The sequence below is a fragment of the Halalkalibacter suaedae genome, assembly GCF_017939705.1.
Taxonomy (GTDB): Bacteria; Bacillota; Bacilli; order Bacillales; family Bacillaceae_D; genus Halalkalibacter; species Halalkalibacter suaedae.
This window is the reverse complement of record NZ_JAGKSQ010000005.1, coordinates 52,921-78,136: the sequence shown is the minus strand read 5'-3', so window position 1 is coordinate 78,136 and position 25,216 is coordinate 52,921. Positions and strand designations below refer to the sequence as shown.

Sequence of the window (25,216 nt, the reverse complement as noted above, 5' to 3'; positions counted from 1 at the left end):
GATGGTGTTCATTTATGAGTTCAGAATTTGTAATCAGTATGGCAGAAAATGCGGTATGGGTAGTACTATTGGTAGCAGGACCTTTGCTGATTGTTGCTCTAGGACTTGGGTTGTTAGTTAGTATCTTTCAGGCTACAACCCAAATTCAGGAGCAAACTCTAGCATTTATCCCTAAAATTGTAGGTGTTTTTGCGGCTCTTGTTATATTCGGTCCATGGATGCTATCAAGTGTGACAAACTTTACGTATCAAATTTTTAGTAATTTGCATAGGTTTATCGGTTAATGAATGAGTTTGTCAATGTCCTACCAGCATTTCTGCTTGTTTTAGTCCGAGTGTTAGCATTTTTTGCTGTTTTACCATTTTACGGCCATCGGACGGTTCCAAATACATTCAAAATTGGTTTAGGTTTTTTCCTTGCTTTAACGATGATTTTTACATTAGATGCTCCAGTCATTGTTGTTGATGCAACTTACTACTTGCTTATTTTCAAGGAAGCGTTAGTTGGATTAGTTGTTGGATTAATTGCAATGGTTCTTTTATATGCGATTCAAATTGCTGGAGGGCTAATTGATTATAGTATGGGATTTATGATTGCTAATGTAATGGATCCACAGACAGGTGCCCAAACGCCTTTAACTGGTAGTTTCCTTTATACCTTTGCCCTTCTTTTTATGCTTCTAGTAGATGGGCATCATCTATTATTAGATGGTATTTACTATAGTTATACATTTGTGCCAATGGATCAAGTTTTTTTACCATTTGGTCAGGGTGATGTTATTCAATATATAGCTACTACATTTAATGCAATGTTTATTGTTGCTTTTCAAATGGCTTTTCCTATCGTCGGATCACTATTCTTAGTCGATGTAGGACTTGGGATGGTTTCACGTGCGGTACCACAAATGAATGTATTTGTGGTTGGTATGCCATTAAAGATTTTAGTTGGCCTATTATTATTAACGGTATTTATGGGTGTTTTCTTTATGATTGTTCAGCGTTTATTTGACCAAATTATTTTAGCGATGAGAACGTTGTTGCAATTATTAGGAGGTGTGTAGCTTGAAAACATATTATTTGAAAGTCAATTTGCAGTTTTTTGCAGATGAAAAAACTGAAAAAGCAACTCCGAAAAAACAGCAAGATACTCGGAAAAAAGGACAAGTTGCCAAAAGTACTGATGTCAATACAGCAATTATTTTATTGCTCGTTTTTTTATTTCTATGGGTATTTGGTGGTTTTTTTGGTGAGACATTAATTAATGTGTTAAAGCACACCTTTCAAGAGTATCTGCTAACAGATGTCACAGATACGAATTTCAAAGCAATTTTTTATGAGCTAGTGATGGAGTCTGCAATGGTCTTGATGCCCATCATGCTGATTGCTTTAATAGCAGGTGTTCTTGCTAGTTATATTCAAGTAGGGGTTTTGTTTGCCCCTGAAGCCATCCATATGAAATTATCGAAGCTTGATCCAATTCAAGGAGCAAAGCGAATCTTTTCAGTTAGAGCTATAGTAGAACTTGTAAAATCACTATTGAAAATTGCACTTGCTGGAACAGTTGTTTATATTATCATCTGGACGAGACTAGAGGATGTAATGCTTCTTTCACAGAAAAGTGTCATTGATGGATTTGGCTTAATTGCTCAGTTAACGGTTACTCTAGGTATTTCTGTTGCCCTGTTGCTACTTATCTTGGCGATACCTGATTATCTATATCAAAAATATGACCATGAGAAGCAAATCAAGATGTCAAAGAAGGACATTAAGGACGAGCATAAAAACATGGAGGGTGATCCTCTAATTAAGTCAAAACGAAAGCAAAAGCAAATGGAAATGGCAATGCAACGAATGATGCAGGAAGTGCCAAAAGCAGATGTTGTTATTACAAATCCAACCCATTTTGCTGTCGCATTAAAATATGACGAGGAACGTTCAGACGCACCCATTGTTATTGCGAAGGGTGTTGACTTTATCGCACAGAAAATAAAAGGTCTTGCGGCTGAAAATCAGATCGTAACCGTTGAAAATAGACCACTTGCAAGAGCTTTGTATGCTCAAGCTGATGTTGGTGATCAGGTACCAGAGGATTTGTTTAAGGCAGTTGCTGAGGTACTTGCATATGTGTATCGTTTAAAAAAGAAACAAGTAAATTAGCTAGAAATTGTTGAGTTAGGGGAGAAGCGTTGTGGGAGTAAGAGACTTATCTGTATTACTCGGTGTTATTTTAATCATCGCTATGCTAATTATTCCATTACCACCGGCGATGTTGGACTTTTTAATCATTATTAATATTGCTCTTGCTCTTTTAATCATTCTAGTAGCAATGAACACGCAGGAACCGCTTCAATTCTCAATCTTTCCGACATTGCTTTTGCTTGTTACGTTATTTCGTTTAGGGCTTAATGTATCAACAACACGTTCAATTCTTGGAAATGCCGAAGCTGGTAATGTTATTGAAACATTTGGTAACTTCGTCGTTGGTGGAAATGCCTTAGTTGGGTTTGTAGTGTTTCTTATTTTAATTGTCATCCAATTTTTGGTCATTACAAAGGGAGCAGAACGGGTATCTGAAGTAGGGGCTCGTTTTACACTAGACGCGATGCCAGGTAAACAGATGAGTATCGATGCAGATTTAAATGCAGGGATGATCTCAGACATTGAAGCAAAAGAACGTCGTGAAAAGATAGAAAAGGAAGCTGATTTTTACGGATCCATGGATGGTGCTAGTAAATTTGTTAAAGGGGATGCGATTGCCGGGATTGTTATTGTTATCATTAACCTTATATTTGGACTGATTATTGGAATGATGCAAATGGGCATGTCTTTGGCAGACTCAGCTACTACATTTACTTTGCTAACGGTTGGAGACGGATTAGTCAGTCAGATTCCAGCACTATTAATCTCGACAGCTACTGGTATTATTGTGACACGTGCTGCATCTAAAGGGAGTCTGGGACTTGATATTAGTAATCAAATTTTGGCTTATCCTTACATGCTTTATATAACGGGTGGGACAATTTTATTATTAGGTATGGTTACTCCTATATCCCCTATTTTCACTTTCCCAATTGGACTGCTCATTGTGGTTGGTGGTTATTTCTTATCTAAGAATGAGAAGGCTGCAAAACTTGAAGAGTCATCGACTGAAGAGGAAGAGACTAGTGAGGATTTAAAGTCACCTGAAAGTGTGATTAATCTTCTACAGATCGATCCGATTGAATTTGAATTTGGTTATGGGTTAATCCCTTTAGCTGATGCAAATCAGGGTGGGGATTTGCTTGATCGGGTTGTTATGATTCGCCGTCAAATGGCACTAGAACTTGGGATGATTGTCCCAGTGATTCGTATTAGAGACAATATTCAATTACAGCCTAATGAATATACAATTAAAATTAAAGGAAATGAAATTGCTAAAGGCGAGCTCCTTCTTGATCATTATATGGCGATGAGCCCTGGAGTTGACGATGAATCAATTGTCGGAGTTCATACAGTTGAGCCAGCTTTTGGATTACCAGCCCTTTGGATAGGGGAAGATATGAAGGAACAGGCAGAATTATCTGGTTATACGGTTGTTGATCCTCCTTCTGTTGTCTCAACTCATTTAACAGAAGTCATTAAGCGACATGCTCATGAATTACTTGGTCGCCAGGAGACAAAGCAATTGGTTGATCATTTGAAGGAGACTTATCCTGCACTAGTAGAAGAGGTAACGCCAGGTTCTTTATCAATCGGTGAAATCCAGAAGGTTCTAACAAATCTTTTAAAAGAAAGTATTTCTATAAGAAATTTACCGATTATTTTTGAAACACTTGCTGACTATGGTCCGATGACGAAGGATATGGACCTAGTTACTGAGTACGTCAGACAATCATTATCACGACAAATATCTAAACAAATGACTGTACCTGGAGAGCCGATGTATGTTATTACGTTAACTGGAGCGGTAGAGAAAAGAATTGCAGATTCGGTTCAGCAAACTGAGCACGGTAACTTCTTATCTATGGACCCAAATGAATCGCAACGAATACTAGAGTCGGCTGCAACTGAAACAGATCGACTTTCTCAAATGGGACAAATACCGGTTATTCTTTGTTCGCCTGCAGTGCGAATGTATGTGAGGCAAATGCTTGAACGTTATTTGCCTCACGTTCCAATATTATCATACAATGAGTTAGAAGCTGATGTGGAAGTGCAAAGTGTAGGAGTGGTGAATGTAGAATGAAGGTAAAAAAGTTTACAGCAACCAATATGCAGGAAGCGATGAGTTTAATTCGAGCAGAATTGGGAGATAATGCCGTTATTTTAAACTCAAAACAAGTTGAAGCGGGCGGATTTTTAGGTTTTTTCACGAAGAAGAAACTAGAAGTGATTGCAGCGGTAGATCCAGTTACGACTGCTCCTGCCCGGAAAAAGACGGAGCCTATCCAACAAAGCCATAATCGACCAGCTAAAAGTTCACCAGCAATAGCTCCAGTTCAAAAAGCTGAAGCGGCAAGTCTTAAGAAAGAAATTGATGAGCTGAAAAAGCTCATTAATGGAATAAATGTAAATCAGGGTTCTGGAGAAAAAGAATATCCAGAGCCTTTTCAACAAATCGATAATAAGTTGAAATACCAGGGAATCATTGAGCCGCTTCGTCTAAGGATCATAAAGCACCTCATGAAATCTTGGTACGAAGATTCTACGGTAAAAAAAGATGTAAAAGATGTTGAACAACAGTTACTAGCCTATATAAAAGCATTATTGGCAGATGTTCCGCTAGGTGAAGGTTTCAATAAAAAGATCGTTAATATTGTTGGTCCAACTGGAGTAGGGAAGACAACGACAATTGCTAAGCTTGCTGCCAAATCGGTTCTAAAAGAAAAGAAAAAAGTTGCTTTGATCACAACAGATACGTATCGAATATCAGCCGTAGAACAATTAAAAACGTACGCTAAAATACTAAATATACCAATTAAAGTCTCATACTCGTTAGATGATTTTAAAGAGGCAGTTGAAGAGTTCTCCGATTATGATTTGATTTTAGTGGACTCAGCAGGAAGAAATTTCCGTAACAAACTGTATGTTCAGGAGTTATCCAAAATTATTGATTTTGAGAAAGAGGCCGAAACGTATCTGGTTTTAGCCCTGACTTCAAAATATGAGGATATGGTAGAAATCATTGATCAGTTTAGTTTAATCCCAATTAAAACAGTGATCTTAACGAAGAAAGATGAAACTAGTTCATATGGTGCAATGATTAATATCCCGATTCAATTTGGCAAGGGGATAGCGTATATTACAACCGGACAAGATGTTCCGGATGATATTGTGATTGCATCCGCTTCCTATATTGGAGATTGTATTGTTGAGGTGGCAGGCGATGAATGATCAAGCTGAACGTTTAAGGAGAATGGTGAATCCCTCTAACAAGGAGGCTAAAGTCATAGCCGTAGTTAGTGGGAAAGGTGGAGTAGGGAAATCCAATGTTTGTTTAAATTTTGCCATTTCACTTTCACAGCTCGGGAAAAAGGTGGCAATCTTTGATCTGGATATCGGTATGGCCAATTTAGATATACTGATGGGTATTTCCTCCAAGTCAAATATAATGGATGTCTTAGATAAGGATCTTTCCATCTTTGATATTATTGAAGAGGGTGCTGGTGGTATTTCATATATTGCTGGTGGTTCTGGATTCAATTCTATCGTTGAGTTAGATGAGAGACGTGTACAACGCTTTTTTTCTCAGCTTGAGTTAATTGGAAATCAATATGATTTTATATTCTTAGACATGGGTGCTGGTGCGACTAAAAATAGTATGCAATTTGTCTTGTCAGCGAATGAAGTTTTTGTGATTACAACTCCCGAGCCAACTGCAATGACAGATGCCTATGCAATGGTTAAATATATTTATTTAAATGAAAATGAGAAACCTTTATATTTAATTGTTAATCGAACGGAGTCAGATATTGAAGCAAAACAAACCGCTGACAGCTTCAAAAAAGTAACAAAACAATTTTTGCAAAAAGAACTCCTTTCATTAGGCCATATCCCTCATGACCCAGGGGTGTCTAGAGCGGTAAAGACACAGACGCCATTTGTTCTTTATAATCAACGAGCAAAAGCAAGTAGAGCGATCGTCGAAATAGCAACAAATTACTTAGGAATAAAAAATGAAACAGGTACTAGGATTGGTCATTTTATCAAAGGAATGAAGAGATTCTTAAAATAAAAAATAATCCATGCATTATATTTAAGAAAGTTAGGGATAAGGATGGGTGAACCAATTCGTGTCTTAGTTGTTGATGATTCTGCATTTATGAGAAAAATCATTACTGATATTTTAAATCACGATCAAAGAATACAAGTCGTCGGAACAGCCCGTAATGGAAAAGATGCACTTGAAAAACAACAACTGCATAAGCCAGATGTGATTACATTAGATGTAGAAATGCCAATAATGAATGGTCTTGAAGCACTAAAGTCAATTATGAGGACAAGTCCTTGTCCTGTAGTCATGATTAGTAGTCAGACAAAAAAAGGGGCAGAAATAACCCTTTTAGCGATGGAGTTCGGAGCTGTTGACTTTGTCACGAAGCCTTCGGGTCCTATTTCATTAGACATTGGTAAAGAGGAGCATACAATACGGGAAAAAGTTCTGCATGCTGCGAAGGCTAATATCAAACCAATTAATATAGAGAAGTCAACTGCATTTCAACCTACTTATGAGGTTAAGAGCAAGCCTAGAACAAATAGAACAATGCCAGTATCTAGTACGAATAAGAAAAAAGTCATTGCAATTGGTACTTCCACAGGAGGACCACGTGCCTTGAAAACAGTAATCAGTCAAATCCCGGCAACAATTGAAGCTCCGATTTTGATTGTTCAGCATATGCCATCAGGTTTCACTCGCTCATTAGCAGAGCGATTAAATGCTGTCTCTGAAATTAATGTTAAAGAAGCTGAAAATGGCGATATCCTATTAAATGGAACAGCTTATATTGCTCCTGGTGGCTATCATATCTCTGTTGATAACAAAGGAAACGAATTAATGATAAGGACGCATCTTGAAGATCCCCGTAAAGGTCATCGACCTTCTGTTGATGTAATGTACGAATCATTAGCGTTACATTCAACGATTGAAGTAGTTGCTGTTATCATGACGGGTATGGGAGCGGATGGAACTGAAGGACTTAGGGCACTAAAAGCTGCTACACCCTGCTATAGTATCGTTGAAGCTGAAGAATCATGTGTTGTATTTGGGATGCCTAAGGCTGCTATCAAAGCAAATCTCGTTGATGAGGTTGTTCATGTTCAGCATATTGCCGGACATCTGGTTCGGTATCTTACAAGGTAGAGGAGTTTAATAATGGACGATTTACAACGTTTGCAACCTATTCACTTAGACGCCTTAAAAGAAGTTGGTAATATTGGAGCGGGCCATGCAGCTACAGCCCTTTCTCTTCTCCTTAATAAAACAATAGATATGACTGTTCCAGATGTAAGACTTGTTTCATTTCAGGACCTTCCTGAACAGGTTGGTGGGGCTGAAATGGAAGTTGCAGCTATATTTCTGAGAATTGAAGGAGATGCAGCAGGGAGTATGTTTTTCATCGCCACGATTGCTGATGTTGAGAAAATGATTAAGCACCTTACGAATATTGAAACATTTCAGCTCAAAGCCCCCCCTTATAATGAATTAGGGATATCTGCTTTTTTGGAAGTGGGTAATATTCTGGCAGGTTCTTATTTATCTTCATTTTCTGATTTCACGAAACTAGAGCTGCAACCATCAGTCCCAGACTTTAGCGTTGACATGGTAGGTGCGATTCTAAGTTATGGTCTGATTCCATTATCACAAGTCGGAGATGTGGCCATTGTCATTGATACAGAGATTATAGAAGTAAATCGAACAAATGAAAAGATTTCAGGTCACTTTTTTTTATTGCCAGACCCATCATCGTTTGAGACGATTTTTAAATCACTAGGAGTGGGGATCAATGAGTGACGTTATCAAAGTCGGAATGGCTGATTTAAACGTAGCAACTCCACCCCATTCAATACGAACTTCTGGCCTGGGTTCTTGTGTTGGTGTCATTATATATGATGATAGAACTGGGATATCAGGTATGGCACACGTCATGCTGCCAAGTTCTGAGCTTAGCAGTCAACAGGTACTCAATATAGCTAAATATGCGGATACCGCGATACCAGATTTATTGAGAAGGCTAGAAAGCAAAGGCGTTCAAAAATATAATTTAAAAGCTAAAATAGCAGGCGGAGCCCAAATGTTTTCATTTTCAACCGGAAACGACCTAATGCGAATCGGACCAAGAAATGTTGAAGCAGTCAAAACTATTTTAAATAATTTACAGATACCAATATTAGCTGAAGATGTCGGTGGTAAGAGTGGTCGAACAATTGAATTCTCCACGCTATCAAAGATGCTTCATATTCGAACTGTAAACCAAGGTACAAAGGAAATATAAATCTTTAACGAGGTGAAGGAATGGCACAAGTAGCAGAGGACAGAAAACTTTGGGATAAATGGTTATCGGAACGTTCAAACGAAGCTTGCGAGGAACTGATTCAACGTTACATGCCACTCGTTCATTACCATGTACAGCGAGTTTTTGTAGGGCTACCAAAAAGTGTACAAAAAGAAGATTTAATTAGTCATGGACTTTTAGGCTTATATGATGCATTACAAAAATTCAACCCCGATCGAGATCTGAAATTTGATACTTATGCTTCATTCCGTGTCAGAGGGGCAATTATTGATGGCTTGCGGAAAGAAGACTGGCTTCCGCGTTCAATGAGAGATAAAATAAAGAAAGTAGAAGCAACGACTGAGAAACTAGAACAAGCTTACGGAAGGTATATTACAAGTGATGAGGTAGCAGATGAACTTAATATGGACAAGCATGAAGTTGAACAAATCATGACTGAATACTATACCGCTTCTTTGTTATCAATTGATGAAAAAACACAGGATTCTGAAAAAAATGAAACCTACGCCGGATCGATTGAAGATAAGCAAACAAAAAAGCCTGAAGAGCATCTTGATGATTTAACGACTAAACAGGAATTAGCTCTAATCATCAAACAGCTTTCTGAAAAAGAACAAATGGTTATTAGTTTGTTTTATTTTGAAGAGATGACCTTCACTGAAATTGGACATATATTAAACTTATCGACTTCACGTATATCTCAAATTCATTCAAAATCGTTGTTTCGCCTACAGCAAGCTATGAAAAAAGCTCAAAACTAGAAGGGTGATGGGGATGATCGATTTAGTTGAGTACTACGAAGTTAAAATAGAAAAAAACAAGATGAGTGCGTCAATTATTCAGCATAAAAAGCGGGAAGAAGGAGAAGAAGTAACGTCTGATCAACTTATTGAATTTCTTAAAGAACATGGTGTGATTTATGGGATTGATGGTCAAGCGATTATACAAGTTGTCAGCACATTATTTTTAACAGAGCCTGCTATTCTTGCTACAGGCCTTTCACCTGTAGCAGGGAAACCTGCATATTTACAACCAATCCAATTCGTAGAAAAGGATCGTGAAATTGAAACAAATCAAAATTTAGATCTTCGTGATGTCCTAGAAATTCCTGCTGTCAAAATTGGTGAGAAAATTGGTGAGAAGATCCCTGCTACTTCAGGGACTGATGGCTATAACGTATTCGGCGAGCTTATAGAAACAAAACCTGGAAGAGATATGAAAGTACGAAAAGGTAAAAACTCGCGATATGAGGAAGACACACTTACATTTTATTCACTCATTGACGGACAAATTAGCCTAGATAAATATACGATACATGTCCACCCAACGTATGAAGTTCGTGGAGATCTATCAATGAAAACCGGGAATATTGATTTTATTGGTAATGTATTAATTAGAGGGAATGTACCAGCTGGATTTGAAGTGAAAGCCGGTGGTGACATAAAAGTGACCGGTACTGTAGAGGCTGCAAAATTGGTTGCTGGGGGTTCAATATTTATCGGAGCAGGAGTTGTAGGGCAACATAAAAGTTATCTCGAAGCCAAGGGTGATTTAGAAACGACCTTTATTAATGAAGGTGAGGTTCGGACCGGGGGCAAAATTGAGGTGGTGCAGGCTATTCTTCACAGCACCTGTAAGGCAGGAACAATTGTTGTTTGCCAACGTGGGAAAGGACTAATTGTAGGTGGTTCCATTTCCGCAGCTGAAAGCATCTCTGCAAATGAAATTGGCAACGCAATGCAAACGAAAACAGAGTTATTTGTCGGTTTAAGTGAGGAAACACTTAAGGAGCATCATCGATTAGAAGTGGAAAAAAAGAGCACAGAGGAAAATCTACATAAATTAGGACAGTTATTAAAAGTTTATATAACAAAAGAAAAAGAATCTGGACCTTTTACTGGAAAAGAAAAACTATCTAAATTAAGAGTTGTCCATACATACAAAGAAGCAAGTGAAAAGTTGGAGCAACTTAAACAAGAGCTTGAAGACCTTCAAGAGGATATGAAACAAGATGAAAGTGGTTTTGTTATAGCTGAACGTGCTCTTTACCCCAATGTTTCCTTGAACTTCGGCAAATACCGCCGTAAAATAACAGCACCGTTTAAACGGTCCAAAATAACATTAACAGATAGTGAAATTGTCATCTCTACTAATTAATATTATAGAAACCGCTATCATTTCAGACCAGGGAGGGGAAGCTATGAGTGTACGTCCTATTGAAGTCCAGGGAGCCATTCCATTCTCACAAAAAACAGGTAAAATCCAAGAACAATTACAGCAACGAGGACAGGTTGGTCAAGAAATCCTAGGTCAAGCAGAAAAAGAAGTAACTGAAAGAAAAAGAGTACAAGTTGGAGAATCGAACGAATCTGAAAAGTCTCGTTTTCATAAAGACAGTCAATCTGGACAGCAACAAGAAGACAAGCAACAGAAAAAGAATAAAAAAGAGCAAGCACAACCAACTGTCTCACATCCCTATAAGGGTAAATTTGTTGACTTCTCTGGATAGAAGGGGGTAAAAGTGAATACATTATTAATTACAATTAGTTTAGTGCTTCATGGTTTTACTTTTATGTGGATTTTTACTTTAATGCAACGAATGCAACAACCGAATGAAACGAGTAAGCAGGAAATGAAGGAATTAAAACATGAACTAGAAGATATGTTACTTGCTTATACGAGTGAGATTAAAGAAGAGAATGAACGTTTACTATCAGAAATTCAAACAAAAGATAAAAAGGAAGCAAAGCAGGAACCGGTCATTCAAAAAGTACAACAACCAAGCCCCAAACCATATCAACAGCAGCGGTATAAAAAAGAAATCGTCGAAGATAAGCGTTATGATGAGTATGTACCACCAATTGATGTTACCCTAGAGGAGCAATATGAACAATCGGACACGACAAAAGTGTTGGAGCTCTCAAAACAAGGTTTAACAACTGACCAGATCGCTAAAAGGCTTGAAATGGGCAAGGGTGAAGTTGAACTTCTTTTGAAATTTCATCAATAGTGTTTTCAATGCTTGCACTGTGTTTCTCAATATGATATATTAATCAACGGTGTTAATCACACACGCTATCTAATTTGCGTAATGGTGCTGGTTCTACCAGTGTTACGTTGAGATGATGATTGCGGAGGCTCAAAAAAACCAAATTGAAGGAGGTGTTTGATGTGGCAGTTATCTCCATGAAACAACTATTAGAAGCAGGGGTACACTTCGGTCACCAGACTCGTCGTTGGAATCCTAAAATGGATCGCTACATCTTCACAGAAAGAAACGGTATTTACATTATTGATTTACAAAAGACAGTTAAGAAAGTTGAGGAAGCGTATAATTTTGTACGTGACTTAGCAGCTGACGGAGGGAAAATCCTTTTTGTTGGTACAAAGAAACAAGCTCAAGATTCAGTTAAAGAAGAAGCTGAGCGTTGTGGAATGTACTTCATCAACCAACGTTGGTTAGGTGGTACATTAACAAACTTTGAAACAATTCAAAAGCGTATTACTCGCCTTAAGAACCTAGAAAAAATGCAAGAAGACGGTACTTTTGATGTTCTTCCTAAAAAAGAAGTTATCCTTCTTAAAAAGGAAATGGAGCGTCTTGAGAAGTTCTTAGGTGGAATTAAAGATATGCAAGGTGTACCTGATGCACTTTTTGTTATCGATCCACGTAAAGAGCGTATCGCTATTGCAGAAGCTCATAAATTAAACATCCCAATTGTAGCTATCGTTGATACAAACTGTGATCCAGATGAAATTGATCATGTGATTCCAGGTAATGATGATGCAATTCGTGCAGTTAAACTATTAACTGGTAAAATGGCAGATGCAGTCATTGAAGCTACTTCTGCTGAAGCAGAAGAAGTTGAAGTTGAAGAAACAACTACAGCTTAATTATTGACTAAAAAGGGGTGGTAAAGGGGATTACCCTTTACCACTTTTTTTTCTGAAAATAGGCTTGTGGACAAGTTATACTGAAATGATAGAAATACGTACATACTGAATATTATAAGGAGGCGTTTTAGATGGCTGTAACAGCAAGCATGGTAAAGGAATTACGTGAGAAAACAGGTGCCGGAATGATGGATTGTAAGAAGGCACTTACAGAAACAAATGGTGATATGGAGAAGGCGATTGACTTTCTACGTGAGAAAGGGATTGCGAGTGCAGCAAAGAAAGCTGACCGTGTAGCAGCTGAAGGTTTAACAATTGTTAAATCAGAAGGGAATAAGGCAGTTATTGCAGAAATTAACTCTGAGACTGACTTTGTTGCTAAAAACGAAAACTTCCAAAAGCTAGTTAACGATCTTGCTGATCATCTTCTTACAAATGAGCCAGCTTCGTTAGAGGATGCTCTAGCACAATCTTTCGCTGAAGGACAAACCGTTCAAGAATTTGTGAATTCATCAATTGCTAAGATCGGTGAAAAGATCTCATTGAGACGTTTTGCTATTGTTACAAAAGAAGATGGCGATTCGTTCGGTGAATACTTACACATGGGTGGACGTATTGGTGTATTAGCTGTTCTTGGTGGTACAAATGATGCTGATCTAGCTAAGGATGTTGCGATGCATATTGCTGCAATTAATCCAGCCTATGTATCACGTGACGAAGTATCTGCTGATGAAGTAGAACGTGAGCGTGAAGTACTTAAGCAACAAGCACTAAATGAAGGCAAGCCAGCTAATATTGTTGAGAAAATGATCGAAGGACGTTTGAGCAAATTCTTCGAACAAGTATGTTTAAATGATCAACCATTTGTTAAAGATGGAGATCAAAAGGTTGGTAAGTTCGTACAATCTAAAGGTGCAACGGTGAAAAGTTTTGTTCGTTATGAAGTTGGAGAAGGAATGGAAAAGCGTGAAGATAACTTCGCTGAAGAAGTTATGTCTCAAGTGAAAAAGTAATCCAAAATGGGGGCACAATGTGTCCCTTTTTTCAAAACATTCTTTAAACTTCACTTTATGACGGAGGTAAACATGAAGACTTATAATCGAGTTGTTCTGAAATTAAGCGGTGAGGCTTTGGCTGGTGAACTTGGATATGGAATTGATCCAGTTGTTATCCAATCAGTGGCAAAGCAAGTTAAGGATATAGTAGAATTAGGTGTAGAAGTCGCTGTTGTTGTCGGTGGTGGCAATATCTGGCGCGGTATGGCAGGGAGCGCAAAAGGGATGGACCGTGCGACAGCAGATTATATGGGTATGCTTGCAACGGTAATGAATTCGCTAGCCTTACAAGATAGTCTTGAAGATATTGATGTGGAAACAAGGGTACAGACATCGATTGAAATGCGTCAAGTTGCAGAGCCATACATACGTCGTAAGGCAATTCGTCACCTAGAGAAAAAACGAGTCGTTATTTTCGCAGCTGGTACAGGAAATCCATACTTCTCAACAGATACGACAGCTGCACTAAGGGCTGCAGAAATAGAAGCTGAAGTTATTTTAATGGCAAAAAATAAAGTTGATGGTGTATATAGTGCAGATCCATCAGTTGATCCAAATGCAATTAAATACACAACCTTATCATTTATGGATGTATTAAAAGAAGGTCTAGCTGTAATGGATTCAACAGCTTCCTCTTTATGTATGGACAATGATATTCCATTAATTGTCTTTTCGATAATGGAAGAAGGAAATATTAAAAGAGCTGTTCTTGGTGAAGAAATCGGAACATTAGTAAGGGGGAACCAATAATGTCAGCAGCAATTATTAAGGATGCAGAAGTAAGGATGACAAAAGCGATTGAAGCACTTGGTCGTGAACTAGCAAAGCTACGTGCTGGTCGAGCAAATCCGTCAATATTAGATCGTGTAACGGTTGAATATTACGGTGCTGAGACACCATTAAATCAATTAGCAACAATATCAGTGCCAGAAGCTAGACTGCTTTCGATTCAACCATTTGACAAGACGTCAATTGGTAATATTGAACGCGCAATTTTAAAATCAGATTTAGGATTAACTCCTTCAAATGATGGCTCAATTATTCGAATCTCTATTCCTGCGTTGACAGAAGAACGACGTAAAGATCTTGTTAAGTTAGTAAAGAAATCAGCTGAAGAAGCGAAGGTCGCTGTTCGTAATGTTAGAAGAGATGCAAATGATGAATTGAAAAAGGAACAAAAAGATGGCGAAATGACTGAAGATGAATTACGTCGTTCAACAGATGAAGTTCAGAAGCAAACTGACAAGTATATTTCACAAATAGACGTTGTAGCTGAACAGAAAGAAAAAGAAATCATGGAAGTGTAAGCTTGATCCATGTAAAATAGAGATTGTAAAAGACCCTCTTTCTTTTAGGGGGTTTTTCCACTTTTATACTTGCTCATACTTAATGTATGGTAATGTAAAAGACGAACCTGCTGGAATTAATGGAGGGCGCGAAAATGCTTGAAAAATTAACAAAATGGAGAAAAAGTTTTCCTATACAGGAAACAAAAAAGATTGATGAGGTTAATATACCTAAGCATATCGCCATTATTATGGATGGGAATGGCCGATGGGCTAAGCAAAAAGGGTTACCAAGAATTGCAGGTCATCGTGAGGGAATGAAAGTTATTAATAAAGTCGTCCGCAGAGCGAATGAACTTGGTGTAGAAATCCTAACATTATACGCATTTTCAACAGAAAATTGGAAGCGACCAAAGACTGAAGTGGATTATTTGATGAAGCTTCCTGAACGCTTTTTAAGTGTAGAGTTACCGAAATTAATGGAAGAAAATGTGAAAGTGCGTTTAATGGGTAGTATTGAGAATTTACCTGAGCATACGCGAAATGCTGTCAATAAAGCAGTGAAAGAAACAGCTAATAATAGTGGGCTTATTTTAAATTTCGCCTTGAATTATGGAAGTAGATTCGAAATCGTTGAAGCGATGAAGAGAATTAGTGAGCAGATTGAGCAAGGTACACTAACTGCAAATGAAGTTGATGAGAATCTACTGACGGCACACCTGATGACTTCTGAATTGAGAGATCCAGATTTACTTATTCGAACGAGTGGTGAAATCCGTTTAAGTAATTTTATGTTATGGCAAATTGCCTATAGTGAGTTTTGGTTCACAGATGTTCTATGGCCGGATTTTAGTGAACTCCATTTAGATGAAGCCATTACCGTCTATCAAAAAAGAGCTCGAAGGTACGGCGGAGTTTAGAGAGGGGCGAGATTTTGAAACAGCGTATTATTACAGGTATCCTTGGCGGTGCTTTATTTATAAGTTTAGTCATTGTTGGTGGGTGGCTTTTTACCTTATTTATAACGATTGTTGCTTCGGTAGCTATGATTGAATTACTTAGAATGAAGAAAATTGCACCTATCTCACTTATGGGGATTGTTAGTTTAGTATCTATGTGGTTACTACTTGTACCTGCTAGCTGGTTTGATCAACTATTGCCGTCCCATTTTACGAAAGTAGAAATATTTATTTTTATGATTTTAGTTTTATTAATGTTTACAGTAGTAACAAAGAATACATTTACGTTTGATGAAGTGGGCTTTGTTATCCTATCTTCTGTTTATGTTGGATTTGGTTTTCATTATCTCATTATGACGCGAGAAATTGCTGAACAAGGAATATTTTTGGTTTTCTTTGTATTGTTTATTATATGGACAACCGATTCAGGTGCATATTTCGTTGGCCGGAAATGGGGTAAGAACAAACTATGGCCTGATATTAGTCCAAAGAAGACGATTGAAGGATCTGTTGGAGGAATTGTTGCAGCACTTATTGTCGGTACGATATTCCAAATCGTTTTTCCGATATTCCCTAGCTTTTTCATTGCAGTGTTTGTCATTTTAATTGCCTCGATCTTTGGACAGCTTGGTGACTTGGTTGAATCAGCATTAAAGCGTCATTATGCTGTTAAAGATTCGGGTACAATGCTGCCAGGTCATGGGGGTATTTTAGATCGTTTTGATAGTCTAATTTATGTTATGCCCATTCTTCACTTGTTACAATTAATTTGACATGATTGAGAATAAGGCGGAAGAACAATGTTCTGATAAAATTGATAGTAGGTGAGTAAGGTGAAACAAATTAGTTTATTAGGGGCAACTGGTTCAATTGGCACACAAACACTTGAAGTGATCCGCCAGCACCCTGAGCATTTTGAGCTTGTTGCTATGTCAGTAGGTAAAAATATAGACCTTGCTCTTAAACAAATTTTGGAGTTTAAGCCGTCCTTGGTTTCTGTCCAATCGAAGTTCGATCTAGACAAAATGAAAGATTTAGTGCCAGTTCAAACCAAACTTGTTTGGGGAGAAGAAGGTTTAATCGAGGTCGCGACATCCGCTAAAGCAACTATTGTGGTCAATGCGGTCTTAGGGAGTGTTGGCTTAGCACCGACTCTTGCAGCAATAAAAGAGAGAAAAACAATTGCTATTGCCAATAAAGAGACATTAGTAACAGCTGGTCATATCATAACTGAGTATGCAAAAAAATACGAGGTTCAACTGCTACCGGTTGATAGTGAGCATTCTGCTATTTTTCAAGCGTTGAATGGTGAGGATATTAATGATGTTGAGAAGCTAATTCTTACTGCTTCTGGTGGGAGTTTTCGTGACCTTAAGCGATCTGAATTAACGGAGGTTACCGTTGATCAAGCACTTAATCATCCTAACTGGTCAATGGGGGCTAAAATCACGATTGATTCAGCTACGATGATGAATAAGGGACTAGAAGTGATTGAAGCTCATTGGCTTTTTGATATTTCTTATGAGAAAATAGAGGTTGTTTTACATAAAGAAAGCATAATTCACTCGATGGTAGAATACATTGACGGAAGTGTCCTTGCACAATTAGGTACACCAGATATGAAGGTACCAATTCAATATGCACTTACATACCCTAATCGCATCAAGAACAAGGGGAATGATCGATTGAAATTGTGGGAAATCGGCAAGCTCCATTTCTCTCAGCTAGATTTTGAGCGATATCGTTGTGTTGAGCTTGCTTATGAAGCAGGACGAATTGGGGGAACATTACCAACTGTATTAAATGCTGCAAATGAAATAGCTGTTGCCTATTTTTTAGAGAAACGTCTTTCATTTTTAGGGATTGAAACAATGATTGAGAAAGCTTTAGAGAAACACAACGTTATTTCTAGACCTTCACTTGAAGAAATTATCGCAACAGATTTGGAAACACGCACATTGATGCATTCATTGATTAAATAAGAAGGGTGGACAATCAAGATGGAAACATTACTTTCAGTCATTATCATTTTTGGACTTCTTGTCTTTATTCATGAGTGGGGACATCTATATTTTGCCAAACGGGCTGGCATTCTATGTCGTGAATTTGCAATTGGTTTTGGTCCGAAAATCTACGCTTTTAAACGTAATGAAACTGTCTATACCATTCGTCTACTTCCACTCGGGGGCTTTGTAAGAATGGCCGGGGAGGACCCCGAGATGATTGATATTAAGCCGGGGTATGAAATTGGCCTTGTCTTTAATACTAGTGGAAAAGTCAAGCAAATCATTATTAACAACAAATCAAAGCATCCCGATGCCCTTGTTGTTCAAGTTGAAAAAATTGATTTAGAAAAACAGCTTATTATTGAAGCCTACAATGAGGACGGAGAAAGAATCCAATATCAAGTCGATGAAAAAGCTGAGCTTGTTCAAGATGAGCAAGCAACACAAATTGCACCATGGAATCGTCAGTTTGGTTCTAAGAGTGTTGGACAAAGAGCTCTAGCTATTTTTGCTGGACCACTAATGAATTTCATTCTTGCCATTGTGATTTTAACCGCCTTTGCCCTATTTCAAGGGATGCCTGTCGATGAAGCACGTATTGGTGATGTTTCCCCAGACAGTCCAGCACTTGAAGCTGGATTACAAAAAAATGATGATGTGTTAGCGATTGATGGCACACCTCTTGACACATGGGAAAGCATGACTGAAGTCATTCAAAAACATCCTAATGAAGAAATCATGTTTGAAATCGACCGTAATGGACAAGAACTGGCTATTCCAGTAACACCAGCAGAACGTCCAGGACAATTGGGAGACCCAGAGGGCTTTGTAGGTATTGCTCAACCAACGGAGTTTTCATTGGTAGGGTCCGTTGTATTTGGATTTACACAAACATATACTTTTGCTTCTATGATTTTTGAGGTACTTGGCATGATCGTCACTGGGGATTTTTCATTAGATTACGTTTCAGGCCCAGTTGGTATTTATAATTACACGGGAGAAGCAGCCGCAATGGGTATCTTTGTTCTAATGCAATGGGCTGCAGCACTGAGTGTTAATTTAGGAATTATTAATTTATTGCCACTTCCTGCAATGGATGGCGGTCGCTTGATCTTCATTGGTTTAGAGGCATTAAGAGGGAAGCCGATTGATCCTCAAAAAGAAGGAATTATCCATTTTATTGGTTTTGCTTTATTAATGCTATTAATGATTGTTGTTACTTGGAATGATATAAATAATTTTTTTATGTAAAGTGAATATGAACGTAGAAGGGATCTTAAAAGATGAGACAACGAACATACTTATCACCGACATTACGTGACGTACCAGCAGACGCAGAAGTTAAAAGTCACCAATTAATGTTAAGAGCGGGTTTTATTCGTCAAACAGCTTCAGGGATATATTCTTATCTACCACTTGGAAAAAAGGTTCTTCGTAAAGTGGAAGAAGTGATCCGTGAAGAAATGGACCTAGCGGGCGGGCAGGAGGTTCTAATGCCAGCCATTCAGCCTGCGGAATTATGGCAAGAATCAGGAAGACTTGGGGCTTATGGCCCTGAATTAATGAGACTAAAAGACCGTCATGACCGTGATTTTGTTCTTGGTGCGACTCATGAGGAAGTGATTACGTCACTCGTACGAGATGATGTCAAGTCATATAAAAAGCTACCTTTAAATGTCTATCAAATCCAGACGAAATATCGAGATGAACGCAGGCCTAGGTTTGGTGTTTTACGTTCGCGTGAATTTATCATGAAGGATGCCTATTCTTTTGATACAACTCGAGAAGGACTTGATGAAAGCTATCAATCGATGTATGATGCATATCAGAGTATTTTTACAAGATTCCAACTAGACTTTAGAGCAGTGGAAGCAGATTCAGGTGCTATTGGTGGGACGGATACTCATGAATTTATGGTATTAAGTGAGATTGGTGAAGATACAATTGCCTATTCGAACGAATCAGATTTCGCAGCTAATATTGAAATTGCACCAGTTATTGTCAAATATACTGCCTCTAATGAAGCGAAAGCAGAATTAGAACGACTCGAGACACCAAATACAAAGACCATCTCAGAGGTAACTTCGTTTCTAAATATCAATGCGGAGAAAACGATAAAATCTCTTCTTTATATTGTCGATGAACAGCCAGTTCTAGTTCTAGTTAGAGGAGATCATGACGTAAATGAGATAAAAGTCTCCAATGCATTCGATAAAGCCATCGTTCAGTTAGCAACACCTGAAGAAACCGAAAGATTTTTAGGGTGTCAGCCAGGATATGTTGGTCCTGTTAAGCTCTCGGATGACATAACCGTTATTGCTGATCATGCGGTTGAAGCCATTGTCAATGGTGTGTGCGGGGCAAATGTGAAAGATTATCATTTTGTAAATGTAAATGTAGACCGAGACTTTTCGGTTAGTAAGTATACTGATCTTCGTATGATTCAAGAAGGCGATCCATCTCCAGATGGAAAGGGGACAATTCAATTTGCAATGGGAATTGAAGTTGGGCATGTCTTTAAACTTGGAACGAAATACAGCGAAGCACTTGGGGCAACATTCCTAAATGAGCTAGGAAAGTCAGAACCAATGATTATGGGTTGTTATGGAATTGGTGTTTCAAGAACAGTTGCTGCAATTGTCGAGCAACATCATGACGAGAATGGAATGGTTTGGCCAACCTCTGTCGCACCATTTGACCTTCACCTAGTGACAATTAACGTTAAGGATGAAGACCAAAAACGAGTTGGAGAAGAATTATATGCTTCTTTAAAGGGGCTAAAATATGATGTATTGTTTGATGATCGTCCGGAACGCGCTGGAGTCAAGTTCAAAGATTCTGATTTGATTGGTCTGCCAATTCGAATAGGTGTTGGGAAGAAAGCATCAGAAGGTATCGTTGAAGTCAAAGTCCGAAAAACAGGTGAAATGCTTGAAGTGGCGTTGGATGATTTAGAAGAAACGCTTACAACCTTGTTTAAACAATTATAAAAATATGTTGGTATCTCATACTCGTGTGAGATACCTTCTCTATTGATAGATGCAAGGGAGGGATGAATATGTCAGACGAACAACTTCGTAGAGAACGATTGCAGTTATTGCTTCAACAGTTACAAATCCCAGATCAAGTCATTCAGCAATATTTCCAAGCTGGCTTAATTAGAAAGCTTCAAATTTCAAAAGAGAAACGTTCATGGCATTTTCATATTGAATTACCAACAATTGTATCTGCCGATGTCTATGAATTATTCTCTGCAAAGATCAGTCAAACATTTGAACATATTGCAACTGTTCAATTTACATTTCATTACGGACAGACTGATCTTTCAGAAAATGAGTGGGTCGACTACTGGCCAATGATTATTAATCGATTAACGGTAATTTCTGATGGAATTAGACAGATGCTATTAAACCAAGCTCCGAGTTTTGATGGGAAACGTCTTGTCATACAAGTAAGGAATGAGACAGAGGCAGTTGCTCTCAAAAGAAAATTAATTGAGCCTTTTGCTGAAACATTGTTAAGTCTAGGTTTACCTTCTATTAAACTTGATACACATATACAAGAATCAAAGAAGGAATTTGAAGAGTTTATAGAAAAAAGAGAAAAAGAAGATCACTCTAAGGTTGTTGAAGCAATCCTAGAGAAGAGAAAGCTTGAACAACAAACAGACAAACAAGTGAGTCAAAAGGCGTTAGTGATTGGTTATCCAATCAAAGATGAGCCCGTCACACTTGATTCAATTCAAGATGAAGAGCGGAGAATCACCGTTCAAGGTTACGTATTTAATGCTGAAACACGTGAGTTGAGAAGTGGACGTACACTCTTAACCTTTAAAATTACGGACTATACTGATTCAATCTTAGTGAAAATGTTTTCAAAGGATAAAGAGGATGTTCCGCTCCTACAGGCAATCAAAAAGGGTATGTGGGTCAAAGTTCGCGGTGGAATCCAAAATGACACCTTTGTTCGTGATCTTGTTATGATTGGAAACGATGTGAATCAAATTTCAGCAACTGAAAAGCAAGACACAGCTCCTGTAGATGAAAAAAGAGTGGAATTACATCTTCATACAACCATGAGCCAAATGGATGGTATTGTTTCAGCGGGTAGATATGTTGAACAAGCAGCCAAATGGGGACACCCTGCCATAGCAATTACCGACCATGGTGTAGTGCAGTCATTTCCGGAGGCTTATTCTGCTGGAAAAAAACATGGCATTAAAGTTTTATTTGGACTCGAGGCCAACTTAGTTGATGACGGTGTACCAATCGTTTACAACGAAGCTCATCGGTTGTTGCTTGAAGAAGAGTTCGTCGTTTTTGACGTGGAAACAACCGGTTTATCTGCCGTGTACAATACGATTATTGAACTAGCTGCAGTGAAGGTGAGAAACGGGGAGATTATTGATCGTTTTGAATCTTTCGCAGATCCGCATGAACCTTTGACCAACACAATTATTGAGTTAACAGGTATTACTGACGATATGGTTAAAGGACAGCCTGAGATAGAGACTGTTTTAAATAAATTTAGAGAATTTGTAGGGGATGCCGTTTTGGTTGCCCATAACGCAAGCTTTGATATGGGCTTTTTAAATGTAGGCTATCAAAAGATAGGTCAACCAGAAGCTAGTAATCCTGTAATAGATACACTTGAACTTGGACGTTTTCTATATCCAGAGTTTAAAAATCATCGTTTAAATACTCTCTGTAAAAAGTTTGACATAGAGCTTGTTAGTCATCATAGAGCGATTTATGATGCTGAGGCGACAGGATATTTACTTTGGAAAATGGTTAAGGATGCAGTTGAACGTGATATTCATTATCATGATGAACTGAATAATCATATGGGACAAGGAAATTTCACCCGCCAGCGTCCGTCTCATTGTACAATTCTTGCTGAAACGCAAGAAGGATTAAAGAACTTATATCGTCTAGTTACGATGTCACATGTCGATTATTTCTTTAGAACGCCTCGAATCCCTCGTTCACAATTGCAAAAGCTTAGAAAAGGGTTGTTAATTGGTTCTGCTTGCGACAAGGGAGAAGTGTTCGAAGGAATGATGCAAAAATCTCCTGATGAAGTAGAGGAGATTGCAGCTTTCTATGATTACTTTGAAGTTCAACCATTAGATAATTATGCACATCTCATTGAAAAAGAATTGGTGAAGCATGACGGTGCACTGAAAGAAATCATCGGGAACATTATTAAGCTAGCTGACAAGATGGACAAGCCTGTTGTTGCTACTGGAAATGTTCATTATCTTGATGAAGAGGATTATGTTTATCGGAAAATCCTCATTGCATCTCAAGGTGGAGCTAATCCTTTAAACAAGCAAACACTTCCGAAAGTTCATTTACGTACGACTGACGAAATGCTAGCAGCTTTCGCATTCCTTGGCGAAGAAAAGGCAAAAGAAATCGTAGTAGATAACACTCAAAAAATGGCAAACCGAATCGAAGAGATTCATCCAATTCCCGATCAATTATATACACCGAAAATTGAAGGGGCCGACGATGAGATTCGTCAAATGAGTTATGGAAGAGCGAGAAGTATTTATGGTGAAAATCTTCCTGAAATAGTCGAAGCTAGATTAGAGAAGGAATTAAAAAGTATTATTGGTCACGGATTTGCTGTAATTTACTTGATTTCACACAAGCTTGTAAAGAAATCATTAATTGATGGTTATCTTGTTGGTTCCCGGGGTTCAGTTGGATCATCTTTCGTTGCGACAATGACTGAAATAACAGAGGTCAATCCGCTTCCACCTCATTATGTCTGTCCTGACTGTCATCATTCCTACTTTTTCAATGACGGTTCAGTAGGATCAGGTTATGATTTGCCTGACAAAGATTGTCCTGAGTGTGGTGCTGCCTATGTTAAGGATGGCCAGGATATTCCATTCGAAACCTTCTTAGGCTTTAAGGGAGATAAGGTACCTGATATTGATTTGAATTTCTCTGGTGAGTATCAGCCTCGAGCACATGGGTACACGAAAGAGTTATTTGGAGAAGAATATGTATACCGTGCTGGAACAATTGGAACGGTAGCTGAGAAAACAGCTTACGGCTATGTAAAAGGCTACCAAAATGATCATAATCTAATGATGCGGGGTGCAGAAATTGATCGTCTCGTTTCGGGGTGTACTGGTGTCAAACGAACTACGGGTCAGCATCCTGGGGGGATTATTGTAGTTCCAGATTATATGGATATCCATGATTTTTCACCAATCCAATTTCCTGCTGATGACAAAAATTCAGAATGGAAAACGACTCACTTTGACTTCCATTCGATTCACGATAATCTTTTAAAGCTTGATATTCTTGGGCATGATGACCCGACTGTGATCCGTATGCTTCAGGATCTAAGTGGTATTGATCCTAAAACAATACCAACAGATGATCCAGAAGTAATGAAAATATTTGCTAGTCCAGAAGTATTAGGTGTCACAGTCGATCAAATTATGTGTAAAACAGGAACACTCGGAATACCTGAATTTGGAACTCGCTTTGTTCGCCAAATGCTTGAAGAAACGAAACCAAGTACGTTTTCTGAACTTGTCCAAATCTCGGGATTATCTCATGGAACTGACGTTTGGTTGAATAATGCGAATGAACTCATCTATGATGGTACTTGTGAACTGAAGGACGTGATCGGCTGTCGTGATGATATTATGGTCTATCTAATTTACAAAGGTCTCGAACCATCACTTGCTTTTAATATCATGGAATTTGTGCGAAAAGGGAAAGGTCTTCAGCCTGAGTGGATTGAAGAAATGAAAAAACATAGTGTTCCTGATTGGTATATCGGTTCATGTCAGAAAATTAAATACATGTTCCCTAAAGCCCATGCTGCCGCATATGTATTAATGGCAGTAAGGATTGCTTATTTCAAGGTTCATCACCCAATTCTATATTATGCTTCTTACTTTACAGTGCGTGCAGATGATTTCGATTTGGACACAATGATTAAAGGTTCTACGGCGATTAAGGCTAAAATAGAAGAAATTAATTTAAAGGGTCTTGATGCGGCACCTAAGGAAAAAGCAGTACTAACCGTACTTGAGCTTGCACTTGAAATGTGCGAGAGAGGTTTTTCTTTTCAGAAGGTTGACTTGTACCGCTCTAGTGCTACTGAATTTCAAGTTGAGGGGATGTCACTTTTACCACCATTCAATGCAATGACAGGCGTTGGTACAAATGCAGCACTGAATATTGTCAAAGCTCGCCAAGACGGGGAATTCCTGTCTAAAGAGGATCTACAACAACGTAGTAAATTAACTAAAACAGTATTAGAGCATCTTGATGATCATGGATGCTTAGGGGATATGCCTGATTCCAATCAGCTTTCACTCTTTTAAAAGAAGTGATATAACCCCTCAGGTGATTGCATTGCCTTGCAGAGTATGGTATTGTAATTATGGTAATACTTAGAATACGTTCACGAGAAAGAGTGGGGGAACCCACTCTTTCGTTTGTTCGTAGCCCTTTTTTCAATTGAAATGAGATAAGTAAAAACGGATAAACTA

General features: G+C 38.2%; 23 protein-coding genes. All 23 read left to right on the top strand.

Annotation, left to right across the window (positions count from 1 at the left end; translation table 11 throughout):
* Nucleotides 1-14 precede the first annotated feature (14 nt).
* A complete protein-coding gene (gene fliQ / locus J7W16_RS12860; protein WP_210597726.1) occupies nt 15-284 on the top strand; it encodes a flagellar biosynthesis protein FliQ in 270 nt (89 codons plus the stop codon).
* A complete protein-coding gene (fliR, locus tag J7W16_RS12855; protein ID WP_210597725.1) occupies nt 284-1,060 on the top strand; it encodes a flagellar biosynthetic protein FliR in 777 nt (258 codons plus the stop codon). The genes fliQ and fliR overlap by 1 nt, the downstream gene beginning before the upstream one ends.
* 1 nt (nt 1,061) lies before the next feature.
* On the top strand, nt 1,062-2,156 hold the full coding sequence (flhB, locus tag J7W16_RS12850; RefSeq protein WP_210597724.1) for a flagellar biosynthesis protein FlhB: 1,095 nt from the start codon (nt 1,062-1,064) through the stop codon (nt 2,154-2,156).
* Nucleotides 2,157-2,187: 31 nt separating this feature from the next.
* A complete protein-coding gene (gene flhA, locus J7W16_RS12845; RefSeq protein ID WP_210597723.1) occupies nt 2,188-4,224 on the top strand; it encodes a flagellar biosynthesis protein FlhA in 2,037 nt (678 codons plus the stop codon).
* Nucleotides 4,221-5,372, top strand: a complete 1,152-nt coding sequence (gene flhF, locus J7W16_RS12840; protein WP_210597722.1) for a flagellar biosynthesis GTPase FlhF — start codon at nt 4,221-4,223, stop codon at nt 5,370-5,372. The genes flhA and flhF overlap by 4 nt, the downstream gene beginning before the upstream one ends.
* Nucleotides 5,365-6,213 carry a MinD/ParA family protein gene (locus J7W16_RS12835; protein ID WP_210597721.1) on the top strand — a complete coding sequence of 283 codons (849 nt, stop codon included), beginning with the start codon at nt 5,365-5,367 and terminating at the stop codon, nt 6,211-6,213. The genes flhF and J7W16_RS12835 overlap by 8 nt, the downstream gene beginning before the upstream one ends.
* Nucleotides 6,214-6,255: 42 nt before the next feature.
* Entirely contained in the window at nt 6,256-7,338 is a 1,083-nt protein-coding gene (locus J7W16_RS12830; RefSeq protein ID WP_210597720.1) for a protein-glutamate methylesterase/protein-glutamine glutaminase, read from the top strand.
* A 12-nt stretch (nt 7,339-7,350) separates the two neighbouring features.
* Nucleotides 7,351-7,989, top strand: coding sequence for a chemotaxis protein CheC (locus J7W16_RS12825; protein WP_210597719.1), 639 nt, complete (start codon nt 7,351-7,353; stop codon nt 7,987-7,989).
* Nucleotides 7,982-8,470 (top strand): chemotaxis protein CheD, encoded by a 489-nt coding sequence (locus J7W16_RS12820; protein WP_210597718.1) that lies wholly within the window; start codon nt 7,982-7,984, stop codon nt 8,468-8,470. The genes J7W16_RS12825 and J7W16_RS12820 overlap by 8 nt, the downstream gene beginning before the upstream one ends.
* Nucleotides 8,471-8,490: 20 nt before the next feature.
* Nucleotides 8,491-9,252: a FliA/WhiG family RNA polymerase sigma factor gene (locus J7W16_RS12815; protein ID WP_210597717.1), complete on the top strand. Its 762-nt coding sequence runs from the start codon at nt 8,491-8,493 to the stop codon at nt 9,250-9,252.
* 13 nt (nt 9,253-9,265) lie between these two features.
* On the top strand, nt 9,266-10,648 hold the full coding sequence (locus J7W16_RS12810) for a DUF342 domain-containing protein (RefSeq protein ID WP_246880000.1): 1,383 nt from the start codon (nt 9,266-9,268) through the stop codon (nt 10,646-10,648).
* 43 nt (nt 10,649-10,691) lie between these two features.
* Nucleotides 10,692-11,000, top strand: a complete 309-nt coding sequence (locus J7W16_RS12805) for a hypothetical protein (RefSeq protein ID WP_210597715.1) — start codon at nt 10,692-10,694, stop codon at nt 10,998-11,000.
* Between the two features lie 12 nt (nt 11,001-11,012).
* The gene (locus J7W16_RS12800; RefSeq protein WP_210597714.1) at nt 11,013-11,501 is read left to right on the top strand and encodes a DUF6115 domain-containing protein; all 489 of its coding nucleotides are present in this window, start codon (nt 11,013-11,015) and stop codon (nt 11,499-11,501) included.
* 161 nt (nt 11,502-11,662) lie between these two features.
* Nucleotides 11,663-12,385 carry a 30S ribosomal protein S2 gene (rpsB, locus tag J7W16_RS12795; protein WP_210597713.1) on the top strand — a complete coding sequence of 241 codons (723 nt, stop codon included), beginning with the start codon at nt 11,663-11,665 and terminating at the stop codon, nt 12,383-12,385.
* Nucleotides 12,386-12,516: 131 nt separating this feature from the next.
* Nucleotides 12,517-13,398, top strand: coding sequence for a translation elongation factor Ts (tsf, locus tag J7W16_RS12790; RefSeq protein ID WP_210597712.1), 882 nt, complete (start codon nt 12,517-12,519; stop codon nt 13,396-13,398).
* A 72-nt stretch (nt 13,399-13,470) separates the two neighbouring features.
* Entirely contained in the window at nt 13,471-14,190 is a 720-nt protein-coding gene (gene pyrH / locus J7W16_RS12785; protein ID WP_210597711.1) for a UMP kinase, read from the top strand.
* Nucleotides 14,190-14,747 (top strand): ribosome recycling factor, encoded by a 558-nt coding sequence (gene frr / locus J7W16_RS12780; protein ID WP_210597710.1) that lies wholly within the window; start codon nt 14,190-14,192, stop codon nt 14,745-14,747. The genes pyrH and frr overlap by 1 nt, the downstream gene beginning before the upstream one ends.
* A 134-nt stretch (nt 14,748-14,881) precedes the next feature.
* Entirely contained in the window at nt 14,882-15,646 is a 765-nt protein-coding gene (locus tag J7W16_RS12775; protein ID WP_210597709.1) for an isoprenyl transferase, read from the top strand.
* Between the two features lie 14 nt (nt 15,647-15,660).
* Nucleotides 15,661-16,458 carry a phosphatidate cytidylyltransferase gene (locus J7W16_RS12770; RefSeq protein WP_210597708.1) on the top strand — a complete coding sequence of 266 codons (798 nt, stop codon included), beginning with the start codon at nt 15,661-15,663 and terminating at the stop codon, nt 16,456-16,458.
* 60 nt (nt 16,459-16,518) lie between these two features.
* Nucleotides 16,519-17,667 (top strand): 1-deoxy-D-xylulose-5-phosphate reductoisomerase, encoded by a 1,149-nt coding sequence (dxr, locus tag J7W16_RS12765; protein WP_210597707.1) that lies wholly within the window; start codon nt 16,519-16,521, stop codon nt 17,665-17,667.
* 18 nt (nt 17,668-17,685) lie between these two features.
* Nucleotides 17,686-18,942 (top strand): RIP metalloprotease RseP, encoded by a 1,257-nt coding sequence (gene rseP / locus J7W16_RS12760; RefSeq protein WP_210597706.1) that lies wholly within the window; start codon nt 17,686-17,688, stop codon nt 18,940-18,942.
* Nucleotides 18,943-18,974: 32 nt separating this feature from the next.
* The gene (locus J7W16_RS12755; protein WP_210597705.1) at nt 18,975-20,681 is read left to right on the top strand and encodes a proline--tRNA ligase; all 1,707 of its coding nucleotides are present in this window, start codon (nt 18,975-18,977) and stop codon (nt 20,679-20,681) included.
* 68 nt (nt 20,682-20,749) lie between these two features.
* Nucleotides 20,750-25,048 (top strand): PolC-type DNA polymerase III, encoded by a 4,299-nt coding sequence (locus J7W16_RS12750; protein ID WP_210597704.1) that lies wholly within the window; start codon nt 20,750-20,752, stop codon nt 25,046-25,048.
* The last annotated feature ends 168 nt before the right edge of the window (nt 25,049-25,216 follow it).